Origin of the sequence: Mycobacterium paraseoulense (genome assembly GCF_010731655.1) — a bacterium.
Lineage (GTDB): Bacteria > Actinomycetota > Actinomycetes > Mycobacteriales > Mycobacteriaceae > Mycobacterium > Mycobacterium paraseoulense.
Genome location: NZ_AP022619.1, coordinates 5,392,798 through 5,412,193 on the forward strand (window position 1 = coordinate 5,392,798; position 19,396 = coordinate 5,412,193).

A 19,396-nucleotide genomic window follows, 5' to 3' on the forward strand; every position below is an offset into this window, starting at 1 on the left:
AGTTCCTTGCAACAATGTCGGCTGGACGGTGGCTCGCGTAGAGCCGAAGGGCCTTTATCGGACATGACCTACGCCTCGTTTTCGCAGGCCAGGCGGGCTCGACGTGGTGGTTCTTGGGTCTCCCTGGGAGGCTCCGTCCGCATGTTCCGCCGCGCGATCACGGCGAGTGAGGGCCGAAACGCCCTGGGCGAGAACATCGCTCGGTGCGGATGGCTCGTTCAACTCGACGACCACTCGGGCGGAGCCCACTCCAGCGCGCGACGCTAAGCTGAGTGTCCTCAGCGGCTACCGTTGAATCGCTTGGCATTACCGGCGCGGGAAGGCGACTCTCGTAATGAGCTACCCGGCTGCCATGAGGAATATCCTGTCCCCGCTACCAGGTAAGACGGCCCCCGGAACTACTCCGCGGGCCGTTTTCACGCCTATCGCGGCAGCACGGCCTCGATGGCGCTGATGACCTCCGGGGCGTCGGGCTCGGTGCGGGGCCGAAATCGCTACACCACCTCACCGCCGGGTGCGATGAGGAACTTCTCGAAGTTCCACTGGATGTCTCCCGTCTCGCCGGCGGGATCGGCGGCCTTGGTCAACTCGGCGTAGAGCGGGTGCCGGTCGGCGCCGTTGACGTCGGTCTTCGCCAGCAGCGGGAACGTCACCCCGTATGTCGTCGAGCAGAACTCCTGGATTTCCTGGGCCGTGCCCGGTTCCTGGCCCATGAACTGGTTGCAGGGCACGCCGACGACCGTCAGGCCGCGGTCACCATAGTCCTTCGCCAGTTTCTCCAGCGCCGTGTACTGCGGAGTCAGTCCGCACTTGGACGCCACGTTCACGACCAGCGTTGCGCCGTCGGACAATTCGGCCAGCGTGGTGGGTTGGCCATCGAGGGTGGTCAGTGGGATGTCTTTGAGGGTCACGCCGACGACGCTAACGCAATCTGGCCAGAACCACCGAGAGTCGGCTCAACTGCCGCTGCCCGTTCGGGTAGTGAGATGAAGAATACGGGTGGGCGCGCCGCTAACCTGCGGCGGCAGCGGTTATCGTTGAATCGCTTGGGTTTTAGCTGCGCGGGAGGGGACTTGTCGGTATTTCAGCCGGTCGTGGCGTTGCCGGGCCGAATAACCTAACCGTGGCGAGCCCCTCGGCCGACGCGACTCGGCGACAGATCATTCGGGCCGCCGCGCATCAGTTCGCCAGGCGGCCCTATCACGAGGTCGGTCTCGACGACGTTCTCGCCGAGGCCCGGCTGACCAAAGGCGCACTGTATTTCCATTTCAGCTCGAAATACGCGTTAGCACTCGCGATCATCGACGAGCAGACCGCCGCGGCGACGGGCTCGTTGCAAGACCTGCTGACCCGGGGGCTGTCCGGCTTGGAGACCCTCATCGACTTCTCGTTTCTGGTGGCCGCGCGGGACATCAAGTCGGATCTGTTCAGGGCGGCGTTGAACCTGATCGAGTCGGTGGGGCAATCGGAAGGGCGGCATCGGAATTTGTTCGGCCAATGGATCAAAGCCCTGGCCGCAGTCGTCGAGCAAGCCATCGGTGAGGGCGACATTTCTGAAGGCTGTGCCCCCGATGGCCTGGGACGGATGATGTTGTCCGTGCACATGGGACTCCGAAAGACGAGCAGCCTGGACGACCCGCAGCGATTCTTATCCGACCTGCAGAAGTGCTGGACCCTGCTGATGAGCGGAATCCTGCAGCCCGACCGTCACGAGTACTTCGAGCAATTCCTCCGGCGGCGCACCGCGCTTGCCGTGCAGCAGACGCCGACACTGCGTAGCGGGAGCGCGGTCGGGTAGGCGGTCGGAACGGCATCGCGGCGGCTGTCGATCACGGTCGAGCTTCCGCGCCGATTGGATTGGTGTACCGCCATTTCCGCGTGTGGCCGCCGGCCTGCGCGTCCTGCTGCGGCGACTCGCGATTCTGCGAACGCCGGTTCGCACGAGTGGCGGCGGTCAAGGTACATTCCTGTGGCGTTCGTTATTGCAAGTGTGTACAGAGCCCCGCGCAGGGGATGAGGTTCCGCCGCGGCACCGGGGCGCGGCGCAGAGGTGAGGGGCACTGGTGACCACGTCTTCCCCGGTGCAGGTCAATTCCCAGCGCCTCCCGCCGTACCGGTGGATCGCCGTTGCCGTCCTGGTGGTCCTGGCCATCGTCTTCGCGCTGGTGTATGTGCAGTTCCGCGGGGGTTTCACGCCCAAGACGGAGTTGACGATGCTGGCGTCGCGGGCCGGGCTGGTGATGGATCCGGGCTCGAAGGTCACCTACAACGGGGTCGAGATCGGCCGGGTGGGCAACATCTCCGAGACGGTGCGCGACGGCAAGCCCGCCGCCAAGTTCACGCTGGAGGTGTATCCGCGGTATCTGTCGCTGATCCCGTCCAACGTGAACGCCGACATCAAGGCGACCACGGTGTTCGGCGGCAAGTACGTGTCGCTGACCGCCCCGGACAACCCGTCGCCGCAAAAGCTCAACCCGCACACCGTGATCGACGCGCGGTCGGTGACCACCGAGATCAACACGCTGTTCCAGACGATCGTGTCGATCAACGAGAAGGTGGATCCGGTCAAGCTGAACCTGACCCTGAGTGCGGCCGCCCAAGCGCTGACCGGGCTGGGCGACAAATTCGGGCAGTCGGTGGTCAACGCCAACGCGGTCCTCGATGACGTCAACCCGCAGATGCCGCAGGCGCGCCGCGACATTCAGCAGCTGGCCGGGCTGGGCGACACCTACGCCAACGCGGCGCCCGACCTGTTCGATTTCTTGAACAACGCGGTGATCACGTCGCGGACCATCAACGCGCAGCAGAAGGATCTGGACCAGGCGCTGCTGGCGGCGGCCGGGTTCGGCAACACCGGCGCCGACATCTTCAACAGGGGCGGCCCGTACCTGGCGCGCGGCGCGCAGGACCTGGTGCCCAGCGCCCAGCTGCTGGACACCTACAGCCCGGCGATCTATTGCACGCTGCGCAACTACCACGACGTGGTGCCCCTGACCGGTGCGTCCGAAGGCGGTTTCAACGGCTATTCGCTGAACATGAACACCGAGGCGCTGTCCGGGCTGGGGCTGCTGGCCAACCCGGTGTCGGCGGTGGCCACCATCGCCAGCCTGGTCGGCGGCTTGGCCGGGGTGGTCGGCGGCGCGCCGAACCCCTACACCTACCCGGAGAACCTGCCGCGGGTGAACGCGCGCGGCGGGCCGGGCGGTGCCCCGGGTTGCTGGCAGCCGATCACCCGACACCTTTGGCCAGCACCGGAATTGGTGATGGACACCGGGAACAGCATCGCGCCGTACAACCACCTCGACACCGGATCGCCGTATGCGATCGAGTACGTCTGGGGCCGCCAGGTCGGGGATAACACCATCAATCCCTAGATCTGCGACGTGAAGAATGCAGAATGTCTTCGTGCTGGCGCCGAGGGACCGCTGACGTGCCGGGGTTCGGCTTCCACACCCTGGCGCTGCTGACCGCCATCGGCTTGGCCGGTCCGCTGTTGGCCGCGCTGCCGGGCCTACGGATACCGGTGATCATCGGTGAGCTGATCGCCGGCCTGGTCGTCGGCCGTACCGGCTTCGGCGTCCTCGATTACACCAACCCGACGTTCCAGCTGCTCGCCAACGTCGGCTTCGCGCTGGTCATGTTCGTGGTGGGCTCCCATGTCCCGGTCGGCGCCGAAGCGCTGCGGTCGTCGCTACCGCGGGCGCTGGCCCGGGCGGCACTGGCCGGCGCGGTCGCGGTGGTGCTCGGTGCCGCGCTGGCGGCGGTCTTCGGAACCGGCCATGCGGCGATGTACGCGGTCCTGATGGCCTCGTCGTCGGCGGCGCTGGCATTGCCGGTGATCGATTCCCTGCGGTTGCAGGGACCGCAGGTGATCGCCGTGACCGCCCAGATCGCCATCGCCGATGCCGCCTGTATCGTCCTGCTGCCGTTGGTGATTGACCTGCGGCATGCGCCCGCCGCCGCATTGGGCGCGCTGGCGGTTGCCGCATGCGCCGTGATGCTTTACGTGCTGCTGCGCGTCTCCAACGTCAGGGGCTGGCGTCGCCGCATGCACGTCTACTCCGAGAACCGCCGGTTCGCGCTGGAATTGCGGACCAACCTCATCGTGCTGTTCGCTCTGGCAGCACTGGCCGTGAGCACGCACGTGTCCGTCATGCTGGCGGGATTCGCGGTCGGCCTGGTGTTCGCCAGGGCCGGTGAACCGCGGCGGCTGGCACGTCAGCTTTTCGGCATCACCGAGGGGTTCTTCAGCCCACTCTTCTTCGTCTGGCTGGGCGCCTCACTGCAGGTGCGCGAGCTGGGTTCGCATCCGAGACTCATCCTGCTCGGCGCCGGCCTGGGGCTCGGCGCCGTGCTGGCGCACTGCGCGGGCAGGTTGCTCGGTCAACCGTTCACCCTGGCGGTGCTCTCGGCGGCTCAACTCGGTGTGCCGGTGGCCGCCGCCACCATCGGTGCCGAGGAACACCTGCTCGTGGCCGGCGAAGCGTCGGCGTTGATGTTCGGCGCCTTGCTGACCATCGCTGCCACCTCGATCGCGGGTGCGGTCGCGTCGCGCACCCAAGTGACCAAGGGCCCTTCCGCCGCGGGACCTCCGAATCCTCGAAAGCACGACTGAAGCACTTGCCGCCCGGTTGCGTTCGGCCCTGTGGCCCGAAGCCGGGAAGTGGTCGGATGGATTCCAAGCTCGATCGAGGAGGCCGTCATGAGGTTTGCGACACGACGTCACCACCTGCGGGCCGTGCCGGTCGCGACGATGTTCCGCGTTACCGATCGTCTGCACTGCGGACGCACCGTCCGGGTGCCCGGTCACGAGATCGCACCCATCGTGTCGGCATGGCTGGCGGAGCTGGGCGCCCACAGCCCCCTGGTCGACGAGCTGGCACGGGCGGCCCGTGTCGGCGACTGGTCGCTGGCCTGTGCGATCGGCGATCAGCTATCCGTTGACGTGGCCGTCTCGGCCGCCGCCTAGCCCCGCGGTATTGGCCCAAAGTCCCTCGAGCTAGAGCCCTCAGGCTCTCGTAGAGCCGGCAGCAATCCGCGATCGTAAACAAGACTCAGCAACTCGAAGGGGACGACCGCCATGAACACCCGATTTCCGGATGCCGGCACGGTCCGGACGGTCTTGAGTTTGGCATCCCGGGCACCCTCGGTGCACAACTCCCAACCCTGGCGGTGGCGGGTGGACGCGGCAAGCCTGCACCTCTACTCCGACGAGAGCCGGCGGCTGCCCAACATCGACCCGGACGGCCGGGACCTGATGTTGAGTTGCGGTGCGGCCCTGCACCACTGCGTTGTCGCGCTGGCGGCGGTCGGGTGGCTCTCCAAGGTGACCCGGTTCCCGAATCCCGCCGACCCCACGCACCTTGCGGCGATCGAACTTTCGCCGCACCGCGCCGACTCCGTCGACATTGCGCTGGCCGCGGCGATTCCGCGACGGCGAACCGACCGGCGTTACTACAGCTCCTGGCCGGTGCCGGTGGGCGACGTCGCCCTGATGGCGGCGCGGGCGGCTCGCAGCGGGGTGACGCTGTGCCAGGTCGAAGACCTCGACAACCTGCGGACGATCGTCGCCCAATCCGTTCAGGAGCACTTGAACCAGGACTATCTCGCCGAGCTCACGACATGGAGTGGCCGCTACGCGTCGGTGGCCGGCGTTCCCGCCCGCAACACGCCCGTGCCGGATCCGACGGCGAAGATTCCGGGTCGGTTCTTCGCCGGCCCCGTGCTGCCGATGCCGCCGGACTCCTCATCGGCCGACGAAAACGCCGTCGTCCTGGCATTGGGGACCCGCAACGACGACCGCCTGGCCCAGCTGCGTGCCGGTGAGGCGACCAGCGTCGTGCTGCTCACCGCGACGTCGCTGGGGCTGGCCAGTTGCCCGGTGACCGAACCGTTGGAGACGCCCGGAACGCGCGCGGAGGTCGAATCCGACATCTTCGGCGGCAGCAACCATCCGCAGATGCTGCTCCGGGTGGGTTGGGCACCGATCAACGCCGACCCCTTGCCGGCCACACCGCGGCGCGACCTCCCCGACTTCGTCGAGTGGACGGTCGATCACCAGCACCAGGCCGTCGGCTGAGACGGCGAATTTACGGAAACGGTTGCGGCGCAAAGGACACGATGGAGACGACATTCACTTGGGATCCACGCCGTTGGCAGGTCGCGCGCGTTTTCGGCGGTAACCCGTTGCTTCGTCGCACGGACCGCATCGAAGCACTGGCCGTCCTGGTCGCGCTGGTCGTGACCCTGCTCGCCGTCCCCGTCGGCGGCGTCGTCGGCGCGGTGACCTACGGCGCGCGGGAGCGGGTCTACACCCGAGAGGCGCACGAACGGCACCGCGTCACGGCAACGGTCGCCGATGCCCGGGTCGAGGACTTGGGCGTGACCGTCGTGCAGGCGAAGTGGCCGGGACCCAACGGCGAGCGCAGCGGAACACTGGACCTCACCGAACCCGCCAGGGCGGGTGGGACCGTCGAAATCTGGGTGGACCGGGACGGCGAACCGGTGGTCGCACCCACCCCGACCTGGCTCGCCGCGGCGGAGGCGGTCGGCGTGGCGGTGGTGACCGCGCTGGGAGTGACCATGGCGATGGCGGCTCTCCTGGCCGTCGTCCGGTCGCGGCTGGATCGAGCTCGCGACGCCCTGTGGGAGCGCGAGATCGAACTGCTCGCCGAGGCCTGGTAGCCGGCGGCCCCGATTGTCAACCCCTATACAGCACAGTCGGACTGGCGGATGATGTGGCGATGAGCCGATACGGCGAAAATTCCGGTGCCGCAACGTTGGACGCGGTCGGGCTGCACCGCCTCGTCGAGGTCCTGATGGAGCGCGGATACCGCGTCATCGGTCCGACGTTGCGCGACGACGCCATCGTCCTCGACCAACTGGACTCCGCCGCGGACCTGCCCTGGGGGTGGGGCGTCGACGTGGCCCCCGGGCATTACCGGGTGCGCCGGCGCGACGACGGCGCGGCATTCGGGCACTCGGCGGGGCCCCAGTCCTGGAAGCAGTTCCTGCACCCGCCGCGGCGCCGGCTGTGGTCCGGCAGCCGGGACGGGTTCAGCACGGCCGATTCCGACGAGGAGGTTCCGCGGTACGCATTCCTGGGAGTGCGCGGGTGTGACCTGGCCGCGATCGCGACGCTCGACCGCGTCCTCGGCCGTGGCCAGTTCCCCGACAACTCCTTCGTCCGCCGGCATCGGCAGATCTTCGTGGTCGCGGTGAATTGCACGGAACCGGGTGGCCTGTGCTTCTGCGCCTCGATGGGCACCGGCCCCGCGGCCGGTCCGGGATACGACTTGTCCCTGACCGAGCGGCCAGACGGCGAGGACGTGACCTACGTGGTCGAGGTGGGCACCGAAGACGGCGCCGACGTCCTTGCGGCCGTTCCCCATCGGGTTGCCGACGATGCGGAGATCGGCTCGGCGCACGCCGCGGTGGAGGCCGCCTCGCACCACATGGGCCGCCAGATGCCGGACACCGACCTGCGGAACTTGCTGCTTCGTTCGCGCGAATCGCCGCAGTGGGAGGAGGTCGCCAGCCGCTGCCTGACGTGCGGCAACTGCACGATGGTGTGCCCGACCTGCTACTGCACCAGCACCGAAGACGTCAGTGACCTGACCGGCGAGCACGCCGAGCGCTGGCAGCACTGGGCGTCGTGCTACGAGTTCGATTTCACCTACGTGCACGGCGGCGGCAGCGTGCGCCAGTCCCCGGAATCGCGCTACCGGCACTGGATCACCCACAAGCTGGGCACCTGGCACGACCAGTTCGACATGTCCGGCTGTGTCGGCTGCGGGCGCTGCATCGCTTGGTGCCCCACCGGGATCGACATCACCGAAGAGATGAACAAGATGGCCCGCGATGACTGACGGCACACCACCGTCCTCGATGGCGCCCAACCCCTACCGGGTACGCAGCCGCGTCGTGGAAAGCCCCGATTCGGCGACACTGTGCCTCGAACCGCTCGGCGATGTCCTGCGCACCCCGCAGCCCGGGGAGTTCATGATGCTGTACGCCTTCGGCATCGGCGAGGCGGCGATATCGATCAGCGGCGACCCCACGGTCACCGACGGTTCGATCACGCACACCATCCGCGCGGTCGGGGCGGTGAGCCGCGCCCTGCACGACGCGCAGCCCGGCGCCATCATCGGGGTGCGGGGCCCGTTCGGCACCACCTGGGGGCTTGAGGAAGCCGCCGGGCGAGACCTGGTCATGGTCGCCGGTGGCGTCGGGTTGTGCCCCCTGCGCCCGGCGATACTGGGGGCGCTGGCGGGCCGCTCCCGGTACGGCAAGCTGACCCTGATCGCGGGTGCGCGTTCGCGCGAGGACTTCGTGTTCGCCGCCCAGCTCGAGAAATGGTCCGCTGACCCGCAGATCGAGCTGCACATGACCGTCGACGTCCCGGTCCACGGCTGGCGCGGCGAAGTCGGCCTGGTCACCGAGCCACTGAAGCGACTCGCGCTGAATACCGACCGCACCACGGCGTTTCTGTGCGGTCCGGAGCCGATGCTGCGGTTCGCCGCGGAGGCGTTGTTGGCCAAAGGCCTGGCCGCCAAGGATATTCGGGTATCGCTGGAGCGCAACATGCAATGCGGGATCGGAACCTGCGGCCACTGCCAGCTGGGCCAGCTGCTGGTGTGCCGCGACGGGCCCGTCGTCGGTTACGACGTCGCCGGCCCGCTACTGGCAGTCAAGGAGCTGTAATGGTCCCCACCCTGGCCGTGTGGAAGTTCGCTTCCTGCGACGGTTGCCAGCTGACGCTGCTCGACTGCGAGGACGAGCTGCTGACGCTCGCCGACCAGGTGCAGATCGCCACCTTCGCCGAAGCGTCGAGCTCGATGGTCGGCGGACCCTACGACGTGTCGCTCGTCGAAGGCTCCGTCACCACCCGCCACGACGAGCAGCGCATCCGCGAAATCCGCGAGCAGTCCAAGGTTTTGGTCACCATCGGCGCGTGCGCGACGGCCGGGGGAGTGCAGGCGCTGCGCAACTTCGCCGACGTTGAGGAGTTCGCCTCGCTCGTCTACGCCCGGCCCGACTACATCGACACGCTGGCGACGTCCACCCCGGCGGCCGCGCACGTCAAGGTCGACTACCAGGTGCCGGGCTGCCCGATCGACCGGGGCCAGCTGCTGGACACGCTGGCCGCGCTGCTGATCGGGCGCAAACCCCGGCTGCCGGCCAAGACGGTGTGCACCGAGTGCAAAATGCGCGGCGTGACCTGCGTGGTGGTCGCCGACGGCACCCCGTGCCTGGGTCCGGTGACGCACGCCGGCTGTGGGGCGTTGTGCCCCAGCCATCGTCGCGGCTGCTACGGCTGTTTCGGCCCGGCGGCGACGCCGCAAATCGGGACGCTGATTCCGCTGCTGCGCCGCGACGGGATGTCCGACGGCGACGTCGACCGGGTGTTCTCGACGTTCAACGTCGCGACGTTTACGGAAGAACGGGCCAAGCAGTGAATCCGGAGAACCGCACGCTGAGCGTCGGCACGCTGACGCGCGTGGAAGGCGAGGGTGCGCTGCACGTCAGGCTCAAGGACGGCGAGCTGGACAGCGTCGAGCTGAACATCTATGAGCCGCCACGGTTTTTCGAGGCGTTCCTGCGGGGACGCGCCTACACCGAGCCGCCGGATCTGACCGCCCGGGTATGCGGAATCTGCCCCGTCGCCTACCAGGTGAGCTCCTGCAACGCGATCGAAAGCGCTTGCGGCGTCGAAGTGGATCCAGAGCTCGTGGCGCTGCGCCGAGTGCTGTACTGCGGCGAATGGATCCACAGCCACATGCTGCACATCTATCTGCTGCACGCGCCCGACTTCCTCGGCTACCCCGACGCGATCGCGCTGGCCCGCGACGAGCGCGAGATCGTGGAACGCGGCCTGCGGTTGAAGAAGGCCGGCAATGCGCTGATGGACTTCGTCGGCGGGCGAGCGATCCACCCGATCAACGTGCGCCTGGGCGGGTTCTACTCGGTGCCCAGCCGCTCGCAGTTCGCCCCCGTCGCCGAGCAGTTGCGCCGGGCACTCGACGACGCGGTCGCGACGGTCGAGTGGGTGGCCGGTTTCGACTTCCCGGATCTCGAGCTCGACCACGAGATGCTGGCGCTGAGCCAGAACGGGCAGTACCCCATCGAAAACGGCGTCATCGCGCGCAGCGCCGGCCCGTCGTTCCCGGTGCAAGACTTCACCGCACACGTCCGGGAGTCGCAGGTGCCGCACTCCACCGCCCTGCACGCGACACTCGACGGCGGCCGCTACCTCACCGGCCCCTTGGCGCGATACAGCCTGAATTCGTCGGCTCTTTCACCGATCGCGGCCCAGGCCGCCGCCGCGGCCGGGCTCTCGGGCGAATGCCGAAACCCGTTCCGCAGCATCATCGTTCGCGCGGTCGAGGTTGTCTACGCGATCGAGGAGGCGCTGCGCATCATCGACTCCTACGAGCGGCCGCCACGGCCCTTCGTCGACGTGCCGGCCCGCCCCGGGATCGGGCACGGCGTCAGCGAGGCGCCCCGGGGGCTGCTGTATCACAGCTACGAGATCGACGACGAGGGGCTGGTGTCCGCGGCGACGATGATCCCGCCCACGTCGCAGAACCAGGCCGCCATTGAAGCGGATCTCGCCCGGGTGGTGTCCGAGAACCTCGCCCTGGACGATGCCGCGCTGACGGACCTGTGCGAGCGGGTGATCCGCAGCTACGATCCCTGCATTTCCTGCTCGGCGCACTTCCTGAAGCTGACCGTGCAGCGACAATGACCGAGGGTGACCGACCCGTCGCCGTGATCGGACTCGGCAACTGCTACCGGCGCGACGACGGCGTGGGTGTCGCGGCCGCCACCGCGCTGGAAGGGCTCTCCTTGCCGAATGTCGTTGTGACAACCGGTATCGCGGAGCCGACCGGTCTTCTCGAGGCCTGGTCGGGCGCGGGGCTGGCCGTGGTCATCGACGCGGCGCACGCCTCCGCGGCCACTCCGGGGCGCATCCATCGCTACAAGCTGGCTGAGTTGCCCGACCAGCGCGAGGGATTGAGCTCGCACAGCATCGACATCGGCCGCACCCACGCGTTGGCTCGAGCACTTGGGCGGGCGCCCGGCGCCGTCGTGGTCTTCGCCGTCGAGGCGGCGGACACCGGCCAGGGCGCCGGCCTGACCCCTCGCGTCGCCGCGGCCGTACCGATCCTGGTCGCCATGGTGGCCGCCGAGATCAATCGCTTCCGGTCAGGGAAGCGATCGCGGCACGCAGGTTCTCGGTGACCTCGGCGGCGAGGGTGATGAGGGCCGGCTCGCCGGTCACCTCGACCAGGAGCCGGGGATCCATCGCCTCGACGATCACGGTGTCCGCGGCTCCCGGGTCGGCGCGCACCAACACGTTGCACGGCAGTAGCAGCCCGATCTCCCGGTCCACGCTGATAGCGCGATACGCCGCAGCCGGATTGCAGGCACCGAGGATCAGATAATCCTCGATGTCCACGCCGAGTTGGACCCGCAACGTCGCCGTGACGTCGATTTCGGTCAGGACCCCGAATCCCTGCCCCGCCAGGGCCGCCCGAGTGCGGGCCACCGCGTCGTCGAACGGGATCGCCAATCTGGTTGACAATCCCGAATGCATCGCGGTGGGCGCGTCCGTCAAGAGATCAGCCCGGTTCCCCGCGCCGCCGCCGGAATCTCGACGTGCTTGCCGCAGTTCGGGCAGAATCGCTCGCTCGGATGATGCTCGGCCCCGCAGTGCGCGCAGAAGTGCGGTTCGTCGGCCCCCAACTCATGGCTGGGCATCAGACGAAGCGGTTGGACGTCGGGTGCCGGGCGAATCCGGCGATGCGCCTTGAGCCAGAGGACAGTCAACCCGGCGCCGAGGCCCAGCACCGAGACGACGCTGACGACGATGTACCACACCAGATTCCGGCCGCTCAGCGACGAGACGTCCCCGTACTGCTGGCGCAGATTGACCGCGTTGGTCTTGAGTTCGTCAAGGCCGGGGTAACCGGGCGACATGGCCAGCGTCTGGTCGAATTCGGCGATCGCATCGGTGTAGTGGCCCGCGTAGAAGTCGGTGAGCCCCTTGCGATAGAACCGATCAGCGGGCCCGAGCATCGGCTTGACGCCCTTGCTCGCCAATATCGCGGCGATCCCGTCGGCCGGGGCGATGAAATTGAACGGCTGCGTCTCGCCGGCGGGGGCGAAGCTGTTCAGGCCGATCACCTTGCCGTTCAGCCCGATCGTCGGCCCGCCGCTCATGCCGTCCGTCATCGCGGCGTCGATCTCGTAGGCCGGATTGGATCCCGCGATCGACTTCTTGCTGACCTTGCCGCTTTTGTAAGTGGGGTCGAGCGAAGGGCCGGTGACGTTTTGGGTGCTCTCGGGGAAGCCCACCGCGAGAACGGGAGTCCCGATGGTGACGTCGGCGTCGGTATCGAGTTCGGACGACGGAAGGTTGCGCTTGGCCACCTTGAGAAGGGCGGCGTCGCCCTTTCCGAGGGGCCGGAAATCGACGACGTTGGCGACCACCTTGTCCGCCAGCTTCGTTCCCGCACCGGACATCAGCGTGATGCCCACGTGGGGGGCTTGGCCGGGAGTGTCGCCCTCCACCCTCGCGTTCTTCTGCAGCCACTCCAAAGTCGTTGCCGGATCGCTAGATTCGGGCGCATCGGGGAACTGGCTCCGATATTCGGCGGCCGCCCGCTTGAGTATCAGCTCCGTGGCGCTCGCCGGGTCGACACAGTGGCCCGCGGTCGCCACCCAACCGTCCGGGTTGACGACGAAAGCCGTGCAATTCCACGAGGCCAGGAACGGCATGCTGGTACCCCGCCCGAATTGGGACAGGACCTCGCCGCTGGGCAGCCGGACCAGGCCGTAGCCCTCACCGACGAGATACATGATGGACGGCCGAATCAGGGCCGCCGCTCGCTCCTCGGGCTTGGCCTGTGGACGCCCGCTGTCGGCAGCCGCGAGGCCCGGCGCACCCGCCCACAACATGAGGGCGGCCGCCGACAAAGCCGCCGTTCGTGCGACGGTCCTCCGCGCCCGCTCACGCACCGCTGTCCCGGTCACGGCCGGGGCCGCCGGATCCGGGTCGGAGTCCGATGGGCGGGGCGGCCCATCGAGGACGGATGACGGCGCATGGCCTCGACGAGTTCGGCGGCATGCCGCTGCGCCGAGATCCAGGCCGGATGCGACTCGAGGACGATCACCTTCGCGCCGACGACGGGTGCCACGGTGCCTGGCTCCGTTGCGGGAACTGTCACAGTCACAACCCCTATTCCAGCCGTTCGCCGGACACGCCGATAGGGACCGAAGTCCCGACCGCGAAGGACCTCCGTTCGCCCGCGTTCACCAGGGGTGATGCCCGGAAGTGACCAAGGCCCCGGGCCGCTGTGCCTTTGCGCCCTTACCCGGTCGCGGGTTCCTGGGCAGCATGAAGTGTTCGAGCAGCCGTCGCAAAGGAGTTGGCCATGAGGTCGCTTATCGTCTGCGCTTCCAGATCACACGGCAACACCCGACTGGTGGCCGATCGGATGGCCGGGGTGCTGGATGCCGAGGTCGTCACCCCCGAGTCGGTCGACCCCGGCACCGTCGGTGACTACGACCTCGTCGGTTTCGGGTCCGGGATCTACTACATGATGACGGACGCGAGGCTGCGGAAATTGATCCGTCAGCTTCCGGCGACGGGCTATCACACCGCCGCGTTCACGTTCTTCACCAGCGGGGCCCGGGAGATTCCGCTGTTGGGCTACCACAGGCCGATTCGGGAAAAGCTCGAAGAAAAGGGTTTCGAGGTGATCGGATCCTTCTCCTGCCGGGGCTTCGACACGGTCGGGCCATTCGGATTCATCGGCGGCATCAACAGGGGACGGCCCGACGATCACGACCTCGATCGCGCCGCGGCGTTTGCCGCCCGTGTCCGCAGGCGCGCCGCCGGAGGTCGCCAGCGACCTGAATCGAGGTCGTCCTCGTGAACCAGATTGCCGTCACTCTGGTGGTCTCAGCGGGCGTCGTGGCGGTGCTGCTGGCCCTGGCGTCGATCAGGGTGGTGCAGGAATACCAACGCGGCGTGCATTTCCGGCTCGGCCGGGTGATCGGCGTCCGCGAACCCGGGTTGCGGATCATCATTCCCGTCATCGACCGCCTGTGGCGGATTTCCATGCGCATCGTGACCATGCCGATCCAGTCCCAGGGCATCATCACCCGCGACAACGTGAGCGTCGACATCGCGGCGGTCGCCTACTTCCGCGTCGTCGACGCCCGCAAGGCCGTCGTCGTCATCGAAAACGTCAACGCGGCCATCGACCAAATCGCACAGACCACCCTGCGCAACGTCGTGGGGCAGCACTCCCTCGACGAGGTGCTGGCCCAAACCGAGAAGATCAACGGCAGCATCCGCCAGATCCTTGACGCCACCACGGTGGAATGGGGCGTGGAGGTCACCCTGGTCGAGCTCAAGGACATTCAGCTCCCGGACAGCATGAAACGCGCCATGGCGCGCGAGGCCGAGGCCGAGCGGGAGAAGCGGGCCAAAATCATTGCCGCCGAAGGGGAGGCGCGTGCGGCGGCCGCGCTGGGCGACGCCTCGGACACCATGATGAGGCACCCACTCGCACTGCAGCTGCGCAATCTGCAGACGTTGCTCGAACTCGGGGTGGAGAAGAACACCACGATCGTGTTCCCCGCCCCGCTGATGACGGCGATCGGAGAACTCACCGCCTTCCTCGCGCGCGAGACCGGCGCCGCCGGCAGCGACCAATCCGGGGAGAAGCTGGTGCGGGCGGCGGCGCTGCACTGAACGCCGCGTGCGGTCCGGTGACGTTTGGCCCCGTCCCGCACCAGGCTGTTCATCCACGCCGCCGACGGCTGCGCCGCCGTGCTGTATCACCGCGACGACGGGCATTACGGCTTGATCACCCCGGCCGGCTAAGCACGTAACCGGGGCGCGCAGGGCACATCGGCGGCCCACCGGGGACCAAGGACCCTCGCAGGCATGGCGGCGCCCCGCGCAGACTGGCGCCATGGCCAACACGACAAAGCGGATCGCCCAGGTCGGCGGGCTGCTCACCGTCCTGTATTGCGCGCGCAGGTACTACCGCAACTGGGGCGCGACCAAGGCCGAGTCGCAGATGCAATTTCCGGGCGACGCCTCGGTGAGCGATCCGGCGGTCCAGACCACCGAGGCGGTCGACGTCGACGCCCCCGTGCCCGCGGTGTGGTCCCGACTGCTGCAGATGGGCCAGGAACGCGGCGAACGTGACGACGTCGACGGGATGGGAAGCGCTGTCGGCCAGGACAATAACGAGGGGCTGCGGGTCGGGGATGCGGTCCGGCTGGCTCCCGAGGGTTGGCTGGGGCTGCCCGACGGGGTGACGTTGCGCGTCGCGGAGATCGTGCCCGAAAAGTACGTCGTGCTCAACGCCATGCGATCCGAGCCGCGCTGGAATGCGGTCCTGTCATTTCACCTCCAGCCGCATTGGGAAGACCGCGTGCGACTCCTCGCGCGTGCCCGGATCGGCTTGCGCTACCCGGGCGAAGTGTTCGTCCTGGAACTGGCCAGGCCGGCGATTTCGCTCGGGACCCGTGCGCTGTTGCTCGCGGTCAAGCGCCGGGCGGAGCGCGTCGAGCTGACGGCGCCGGTCCGCTCCTCTGCCGGGACGAATTGACGGGGTCGGACGATGAAATCGGTCCTCGTAGGAATCGACGGTTCGTCGGCGGCGATCGCGGCCGCGCTGTGGGGCATCGACGAGGCGATCACCCGCGGTGTGCCACTGCGACTCATCTCCGTCGTCAAGCCGACGCATGAGTCCCCGGACGACTACGAGCGCGACGTCGCGCATGCCGAGAAGTCGCTCCAGCAAGCAAGACTCGCGATCGAGGCCACCGGCAAATCAGTCGCGGTCGAGACGGACACGCCGCGCGGTCCCGCCGGGTCGGTGCTGGTGGAAGCGTCCGCGGCGGCCGACCTGATCTGCGTCGGTTGTGTCGGCATCGGGCGGTACGCCCGGTCCATCGTGGGTTCGACGGCGACGGAACTCGCCGAGAAGGCGCATTGCCCGGTGGCGGTCTTGCGGACCGGCTCGGATCAGCCACCGCCGGAAGTCAATTGGATCGTCGTCCGGATGACGGACGCACCCGGTAACGACACCGTCGTGAATTATGCCGCCGCGGAGGCGAAGCTGCGCAGGGCTCCCATGCTGGTGCTCGGCGGCCGCCCCGAGGAGCTCACCGAGCACGCCGACGGCGCATTCGAACGCCGGGTGGCCCAATGGCGGGAACGCTGTCCCGAGGTGCGGGTCTACCCGATCACCACGAAGCACGGGATCGCCAGCTACCTGAACGCCAACGACGAAAGAGTGCTTCTCGCCGTCATCAGCGGGGACGAGGCCCGTCAGCTCGCGCAATTGGTCGGGCCGCAGGGGCATCCGCTCTTCCGCCATCCCGAATGCTCCGTGCTCGTCGTGCGCTAGCGGGCGCCGTGAAGATCAGTCCCGGGAGCCGCCGCGCCGGCGGGGGACGGGTCCTGGTCGGCGCCGATGTCCCGGCGGCGCGCCGCGGCAGCGTGTTGTTGCTGCTGTGCGTCCTGCTGTGGCTGGTGGTGCTGGTCGCGCGGGAACATCTCGGCTACGAACGCGTCGCCCCGGGCCGGTTCGGCTGGTCGGTGGCGCTGCTGGGCGCGACCGCCCTGATCGCGCGCGGCATCTTCCTCGGCCGCCCGGTGACCAGCGCGCACGCAATGTACGCGGCCGGCGCCGTGGGAGCCGGCGTGGGGGCGCATTTCCTGTCCTGGGCGGTACTGGGCAACGTCCTCATTGCCGGCGGTGGGCTGGCGCTCATGCTGCCGACCACGGCCCGGCCGCAGCCGGAGCTGCTGAGCCAGGTGTGGGGGCTGGTCAACGCCACCCGCGGGGACCCCTTGGCGCCGTTTGCGATGCACTCGAGCAAGAGTTATCACTTCAACACCGACGGGACTGCCGCGATCGCCTACCGCACGCGGCTCGGCTTCGCCGTGGTCAGCGGCGACCCGATCGGCGATGCGGCCCGATTCGACGACCTGGCAGCCGATTTCGTCCGCATGTGCCGCAGCCGGGGATGGCAGATCGTCGTGTTGGCCGCCGGCGAACGCCACCTTGGGCTGTGGCGCAGGGACACGGTGGGGCAGCCCATGCTGGCGGTGCCGATCGGCCGCGACGTCGTGGTCGACATCCGCCACTTCACCCTGAGGGGGCGCCGCTTTCGCAATCTGCGCCAGGCGGTGCAGCGCACCCACAACTGCGCAGTCACGACCCAGTTCGTCGACGAGCAAGAACTCGACGGCCCAACGCGGGCCGAACTCACCGAGGTGCTGTACGCCGCTCACCGCGCGGCGCGCACCGACCGCGGATTCTGCATGAACCTCGACGGTGCGCTGCAGGGCCGCTTCCCCGGTGTCACGTTGGCCGTTGCCCGGGACCAGAGCGGACGGGCGGTCGCGTTTCACCGATACCTGACCGCCGGTGCGGGATCGGAGGTCAGCCTCGACGTTCCGTTCCGCCGCCCGGACGCCCCCAACGGTGTCGACGAGCGGCTCAGCGTCGACATGATCGCGCACGCGAAAAACACGGGGGGACGGCGGCTTTCGCTGGCGTTCGCCGCGTTCCCGGAGATCTTCGAGGCCGCTCGACCGGGGCCGCTACAACGAATCGCGCTGCGGCTGATCCACTTGCTGGACCCCCTGATCCGGCTGGAGTCCCTGTACCGCTACCTGCGCAAATTCCACGCGCTGTCGCGGCGGCGCTACGTGGTGTTGTGCGTCCACCATATTCCGGCCGCGCTGGTGGTCTTGCTGTCGCTGGAGTTCGTGCCGCGGCCACGCCACACGAGGCCGAGTAGCGGGATCACTGGACGGGCACACCGAAGCGGAACCGGCGGCCCGTGACGATCTCGGGAACGATCCGCACGTAGTGCGACTTGTCGTAGGACGTCCACGGCAGCACCTGGGCGCGCTCGGCTTCCTCGATGTCCTCGTTGGTGTGCAGGGAGCGCGCGGTGCCCTTGATGATCACGCTCCACCCCTCGGCGACGTTGTGGTCGTCGACCTCGAACAGCACCCGGTTGTTGATCGCGGTGCTGACCAACTTGGTGCCCTCGGCGGTGCGGAACAGCACGGTGCGCCGCTGGACGACGTAATTGACCGGGAAGATCTCGGGTTGACCGTCAACGCTGGTGACCAGTCGGCCCAGCGTCACGCCCGCCAGGAGATCCCAGCATTCGTTCACCGGCAGGATGGAAACCCCATCATGAGTCAGTGACATCGGTCATCCCCTTCGTCGGCATCGCTACACACATCGTATTGCGGACGGCCGCCGGGGTCGGCGGCCGAAGGTCCCGCGGGGCCGGGCCAAAGGTTGTCTACCCGGCTGGCCATACCGTCGCACCGCGCAACGCCTAGCGGACCCGCAGGACATCGCCCAACGCCCGTCGCGGTGTCGCCGGCGGGAGGTGTTCCAGCGGCGGGGCTATCCCCACGCGGATCAGGACTTGCGGTTCGCCGCGCCCGCCGACGAGTTCGCGCACGATGTCGCGGCTGTCGTCCAGTTCGATGAGGTGGGTGAGCGGGCACGTCGCCATGCCGGCCACCGTGCATTCGAGCAACACCGTCGACAACACTTCGCCGCACCGCAACACGTCGGACCTGGTGTCCTCAGGGGTCGACAGCACAAGGATTTTCGCCCAGTCCGCCTTGACCTCGCCGCGCCGGTCCGCGTGACTCCTGACCGGGAAGCTGCGGGCCACGTCGACCCGCCAGCTCTCCTTGTCGGAGGCCAGCGCGCTTGGTGGCATCCCCTCGGTCAACACGAAAGACGATGTCCACCACTCGAGTTCGGCGTGATAGTAGGAGTCGTCGCGGCGGAGCTCCTCGGTGAGTTGCGACGCCTCCACCAGCAGCGGCCGCACGTCATCACCCAGAACCTCCAGGCTGACCTCGGTGTCGTCGAAGGTGCCCCGCAGCGTGGGCTCGAACAGGTCCCAATACGTGGGGCGTCCCAACGGAAGTCGGTCGGTGCGCCGTTGCAGGATCGCCTCGCCCCGGCGGCGCTGGGCCTCGGTGACGCGCTCGATGGGGCTGAAGGTGATGGCGGCCAGCTGGTCGGGGTCATCCGAGTCGGGAAACCGCTCGACTTTCGGCTCCCAGCCCGCGGCTGTCATGGCGACGCACAGGTGGTCCAGGACCGCGCCGCAGGACAGGATCACTTCCCGGCCGGAATAGTCGGTGGCCCCTATCGCCCGGTGCCGGTCGACGAACAGGCGCAGCGCACCGTCCCCGATCACCCAGCGCCAGGGCTGACTGTTGTGCACGGAGGGGGCGCGGCAGGCCAGCAGCACGGCCCGTTCGATCGTCCCGATGTCCGGTGTCGTACCCGTCACGACTGCCCCCTGCTGAGTG

21 protein-coding genes and 2 pseudogenes are annotated in these 19,396 nt (G+C 68.2%); 17 read left to right on the plus strand and 6 right to left on the minus strand.

Annotated features, from left to right (window positions below; all coding sequences use genetic code 11):
* Nucleotides 1-422: 422 nt before the first annotated feature.
* Nucleotides 423-911 (minus strand): annotated as a pseudogene (locus G6N51_RS25170) (glutathione peroxidase).
* Between the two features lie 212 nt (nt 912-1,123).
* Here G6N51_RS25170 and G6N51_RS25175 point away from each other — a divergent pair.
* The 11 genes from G6N51_RS25175 to G6N51_RS25225 all read left to right on the plus strand — a co-directional run bounded on the left by G6N51_RS25175 (nt 1,124) and on the right by G6N51_RS25225 (nt 11,244).
* On the plus strand, nt 1,124-1,798 hold the full coding sequence (locus G6N51_RS25175; protein ID WP_083175978.1) for a TetR/AcrR family transcriptional regulator: 675 nt from the start codon (nt 1,124-1,126) through the stop codon (nt 1,796-1,798).
* 283 nt (nt 1,799-2,081) lie between these two features.
* Nucleotides 2,082-3,374 (plus strand): MCE family protein, encoded by a 1,293-nt coding sequence (locus G6N51_RS25180; RefSeq protein WP_163750959.1) that lies wholly within the window; start codon nt 2,082-2,084, stop codon nt 3,372-3,374.
* A gap of 56 nt (nt 3,375-3,430) precedes the next feature.
* The gene (locus G6N51_RS25185) at nt 3,431-4,615 is read left to right on the plus strand and encodes a cation:proton antiporter (RefSeq protein ID WP_232078473.1); all 1,185 of its coding nucleotides are present in this window, start codon (nt 3,431-3,433) and stop codon (nt 4,613-4,615) included.
* Between the two features lie 87 nt (nt 4,616-4,702).
* Nucleotides 4,703-4,969 carry a hypothetical protein gene (locus G6N51_RS25190; protein ID WP_083173700.1) on the plus strand — a complete coding sequence of 89 codons (267 nt, stop codon included), beginning with the start codon at nt 4,703-4,705 and terminating at the stop codon, nt 4,967-4,969.
* A gap of 111 nt (nt 4,970-5,080) precedes the next feature.
* Nucleotides 5,081-6,079, plus strand: coding sequence for an Acg family FMN-binding oxidoreductase (locus tag G6N51_RS25195; RefSeq protein WP_083173650.1), 999 nt, complete (start codon nt 5,081-5,083; stop codon nt 6,077-6,079).
* 41 nt (nt 6,080-6,120) lie between these two features.
* Entirely contained in the window at nt 6,121-6,684 is a 564-nt protein-coding gene (locus tag G6N51_RS25200; protein WP_083173651.1) for an Rv1733c family protein, read from the plus strand.
* Nucleotides 6,685-6,743: 59 nt separating this feature from the next.
* Complete coding sequence (locus tag G6N51_RS25205) at nt 6,744-7,868, plus strand: 4Fe-4S dicluster domain-containing protein (RefSeq protein WP_083173652.1); 1,125 nt, start codon at nt 6,744-6,746, stop codon at nt 7,866-7,868.
* Entirely contained in the window at nt 7,861-8,703 is an 843-nt protein-coding gene (locus tag G6N51_RS25210) for an FAD/NAD(P)-binding protein (RefSeq protein ID WP_083173653.1), read from the plus strand. The genes G6N51_RS25205 and G6N51_RS25210 overlap by 8 nt, the downstream gene beginning before the upstream one ends.
* On the plus strand, nt 8,703-9,458 hold the full coding sequence (locus tag G6N51_RS25215; RefSeq protein WP_083173654.1) for an NADH-quinone oxidoreductase subunit B family protein: 756 nt from the start codon (nt 8,703-8,705) through the stop codon (nt 9,456-9,458). Before G6N51_RS25210 ends, G6N51_RS25215 begins: the two co-directional genes overlap by 1 nt.
* Complete coding sequence (locus tag G6N51_RS25220; protein ID WP_083173655.1) at nt 9,455-10,747, plus strand: Ni/Fe hydrogenase subunit alpha; 1,293 nt, start codon at nt 9,455-9,457, stop codon at nt 10,745-10,747. The genes G6N51_RS25215 and G6N51_RS25220 overlap by 4 nt, the downstream gene beginning before the upstream one ends.
* On the plus strand, nt 10,744-11,244 hold the full coding sequence (locus tag G6N51_RS25225; RefSeq protein ID WP_083173656.1) for a hydrogenase maturation protease: 501 nt from the start codon (nt 10,744-10,746) through the stop codon (nt 11,242-11,244). The genes G6N51_RS25220 and G6N51_RS25225 overlap by 4 nt, the downstream gene beginning before the upstream one ends.
* Here the strand turns inward: G6N51_RS25225 and G6N51_RS25230 are convergent.
* From G6N51_RS25230 to G6N51_RS25240, 3 genes are read right to left on the minus strand one after another with little or no spacing between them, the layout of a single operon-like run.
* A complete protein-coding gene (locus G6N51_RS25230; RefSeq protein WP_083173701.1) occupies nt 11,195-11,599 on the minus strand; it encodes a DUF302 domain-containing protein in 405 nt (134 codons plus the stop codon). The genes G6N51_RS25225 and G6N51_RS25230 overlap by 50 nt on opposite strands.
* A gap of 17 nt (nt 11,600-11,616) precedes the next feature.
* Complete coding sequence (locus G6N51_RS25235) at nt 11,617-13,038, minus strand: trypsin-like peptidase domain-containing protein (RefSeq protein WP_232078474.1); 1,422 nt, start codon at nt 13,036-13,038, stop codon at nt 11,617-11,619.
* On the minus strand, nt 13,035-13,238 hold the full coding sequence (locus G6N51_RS25240) for a hypothetical protein (RefSeq protein ID WP_232078475.1): 204 nt from the start codon (nt 13,236-13,238) through the stop codon (nt 13,035-13,037). Before G6N51_RS25240 ends, G6N51_RS25235 begins: the two co-directional genes overlap by 4 nt.
* 201 nt (nt 13,239-13,439) lie before the next feature.
* Here G6N51_RS25240 and G6N51_RS25245 point away from each other — a divergent pair, with 201 nt between their 5' ends.
* From G6N51_RS25245 to G6N51_RS25270, 6 genes and pseudogenes are all read left to right on the plus strand, one after another.
* The gene (locus G6N51_RS25245; protein ID WP_083173658.1) at nt 13,440-13,943 is read left to right on the plus strand and encodes a flavodoxin family protein; all 504 of its coding nucleotides are present in this window, start codon (nt 13,440-13,442) and stop codon (nt 13,941-13,943) included.
* A gap of 5 nt (nt 13,944-13,948) precedes the next feature.
* Nucleotides 13,949-14,767 carry a slipin family protein gene (locus G6N51_RS25250; RefSeq protein ID WP_142275109.1) on the plus strand — a complete coding sequence of 273 codons (819 nt, stop codon included), beginning with the start codon at nt 13,949-13,951 and terminating at the stop codon, nt 14,765-14,767.
* A 48-nt stretch (nt 14,768-14,815) separates the two neighbouring features.
* Nucleotides 14,816-14,899, plus strand: a pseudogene (locus G6N51_RS25255) (HPF/RaiA family ribosome-associated protein); the annotation flags it as partial.
* A 91-nt stretch (nt 14,900-14,990) separates the two neighbouring features.
* Nucleotides 14,991-15,635, plus strand: a complete 645-nt coding sequence (locus tag G6N51_RS25260) for a hypothetical protein (protein WP_083173660.1) — start codon at nt 14,991-14,993, stop codon at nt 15,633-15,635.
* A gap of 12 nt (nt 15,636-15,647) precedes the next feature.
* Entirely contained in the window at nt 15,648-16,439 is a 792-nt protein-coding gene (locus G6N51_RS25265) for a universal stress protein (RefSeq protein WP_083173661.1), read from the plus strand.
* Nucleotides 16,440-16,447: 8 nt separating this feature from the next.
* Entirely contained in the window at nt 16,448-17,887 is a 1,440-nt protein-coding gene (locus tag G6N51_RS25270) for a bifunctional lysylphosphatidylglycerol flippase/synthetase MprF (RefSeq protein ID WP_232078477.1), read from the plus strand.
* Here the strand turns inward: G6N51_RS25270 and G6N51_RS25275 are convergent.
* Both G6N51_RS25275 and G6N51_RS25280 read right to left on the minus strand, forming a co-directional pair.
* Entirely contained in the window at nt 17,847-18,263 is a 417-nt protein-coding gene (locus G6N51_RS25275) for a pyridoxamine 5'-phosphate oxidase family protein (protein WP_083173663.1), read from the minus strand. The genes G6N51_RS25270 and G6N51_RS25275 overlap by 41 nt on opposite strands.
* 133 nt (nt 18,264-18,396) lie before the next feature.
* Nucleotides 18,397-19,356: an Acg family FMN-binding oxidoreductase gene (locus tag G6N51_RS25280; protein ID WP_142275110.1), complete on the minus strand. Its 960-nt coding sequence runs from the start codon at nt 19,354-19,356 to the stop codon at nt 18,397-18,399.
* Between the last annotated feature and the right edge of the window lie 40 nt (nt 19,357-19,396).

Bases quoted from the DNA above. Each gene is read 5' to 3' on its own strand.
- G6N51_RS25190 (WP_083173700.1), top strand. From the start codon at position 4,703: ATGAGGTTTGCGACACGACGTCACCACCTGCGGGCCGTGCCGGTCGCG.
- G6N51_RS25195 (WP_083173650.1), top strand. From the start codon at position 5,081: ATGAACACCCGATTTCCGGATGCCGGCACGGTCCGGACGGTCTTGAGT.
- G6N51_RS25200 (WP_083173651.1), top strand. From the start codon at position 6,121: ATGGAGACGACATTCACTTGGGATCCACGCCGTTGGCAGGTCGCGCGC.
- G6N51_RS25205 (WP_083173652.1), top strand. From the start codon at position 6,744: ATGAGCCGATACGGCGAAAATTCCGGTGCCGCAACGTTGGACGCGGTC.
- G6N51_RS25210 (WP_083173653.1), top strand. From the start codon at position 7,861: ATGACTGACGGCACACCACCGTCCTCGATGGCGCCCAACCCCTACCGG.
- G6N51_RS25215 (WP_083173654.1), top strand. From the start codon at position 8,703: ATGGTCCCCACCCTGGCCGTGTGGAAGTTCGCTTCCTGCGACGGTTGC.
- G6N51_RS25225 (WP_083173656.1), top strand. From the start codon at position 10,744: ATGACCGAGGGTGACCGACCCGTCGCCGTGATCGGACTCGGCAACTGC.
- G6N51_RS25230 (WP_083173701.1), bottom strand. From the start codon at position 11,599: ATGCATTCGGGATTGTCAACCAGATTGGCGATCCCGTTCGACGACGCG.
- G6N51_RS25245 (WP_083173658.1), top strand. From the start codon at position 13,440: ATGAGGTCGCTTATCGTCTGCGCTTCCAGATCACACGGCAACACCCGA.
- G6N51_RS25260 (WP_083173660.1), top strand. From the start codon at position 14,991: ATGGCCAACACGACAAAGCGGATCGCCCAGGTCGGCGGGCTGCTCACC.
- G6N51_RS25265 (WP_083173661.1), top strand. From the start codon at position 15,648: ATGAAATCGGTCCTCGTAGGAATCGACGGTTCGTCGGCGGCGATCGCG.
- G6N51_RS25275 (WP_083173663.1), bottom strand. From the start codon at position 18,263: ATGTCACTGACTCATGATGGGGTTTCCATCCTGCCGGTGAACGAATGC.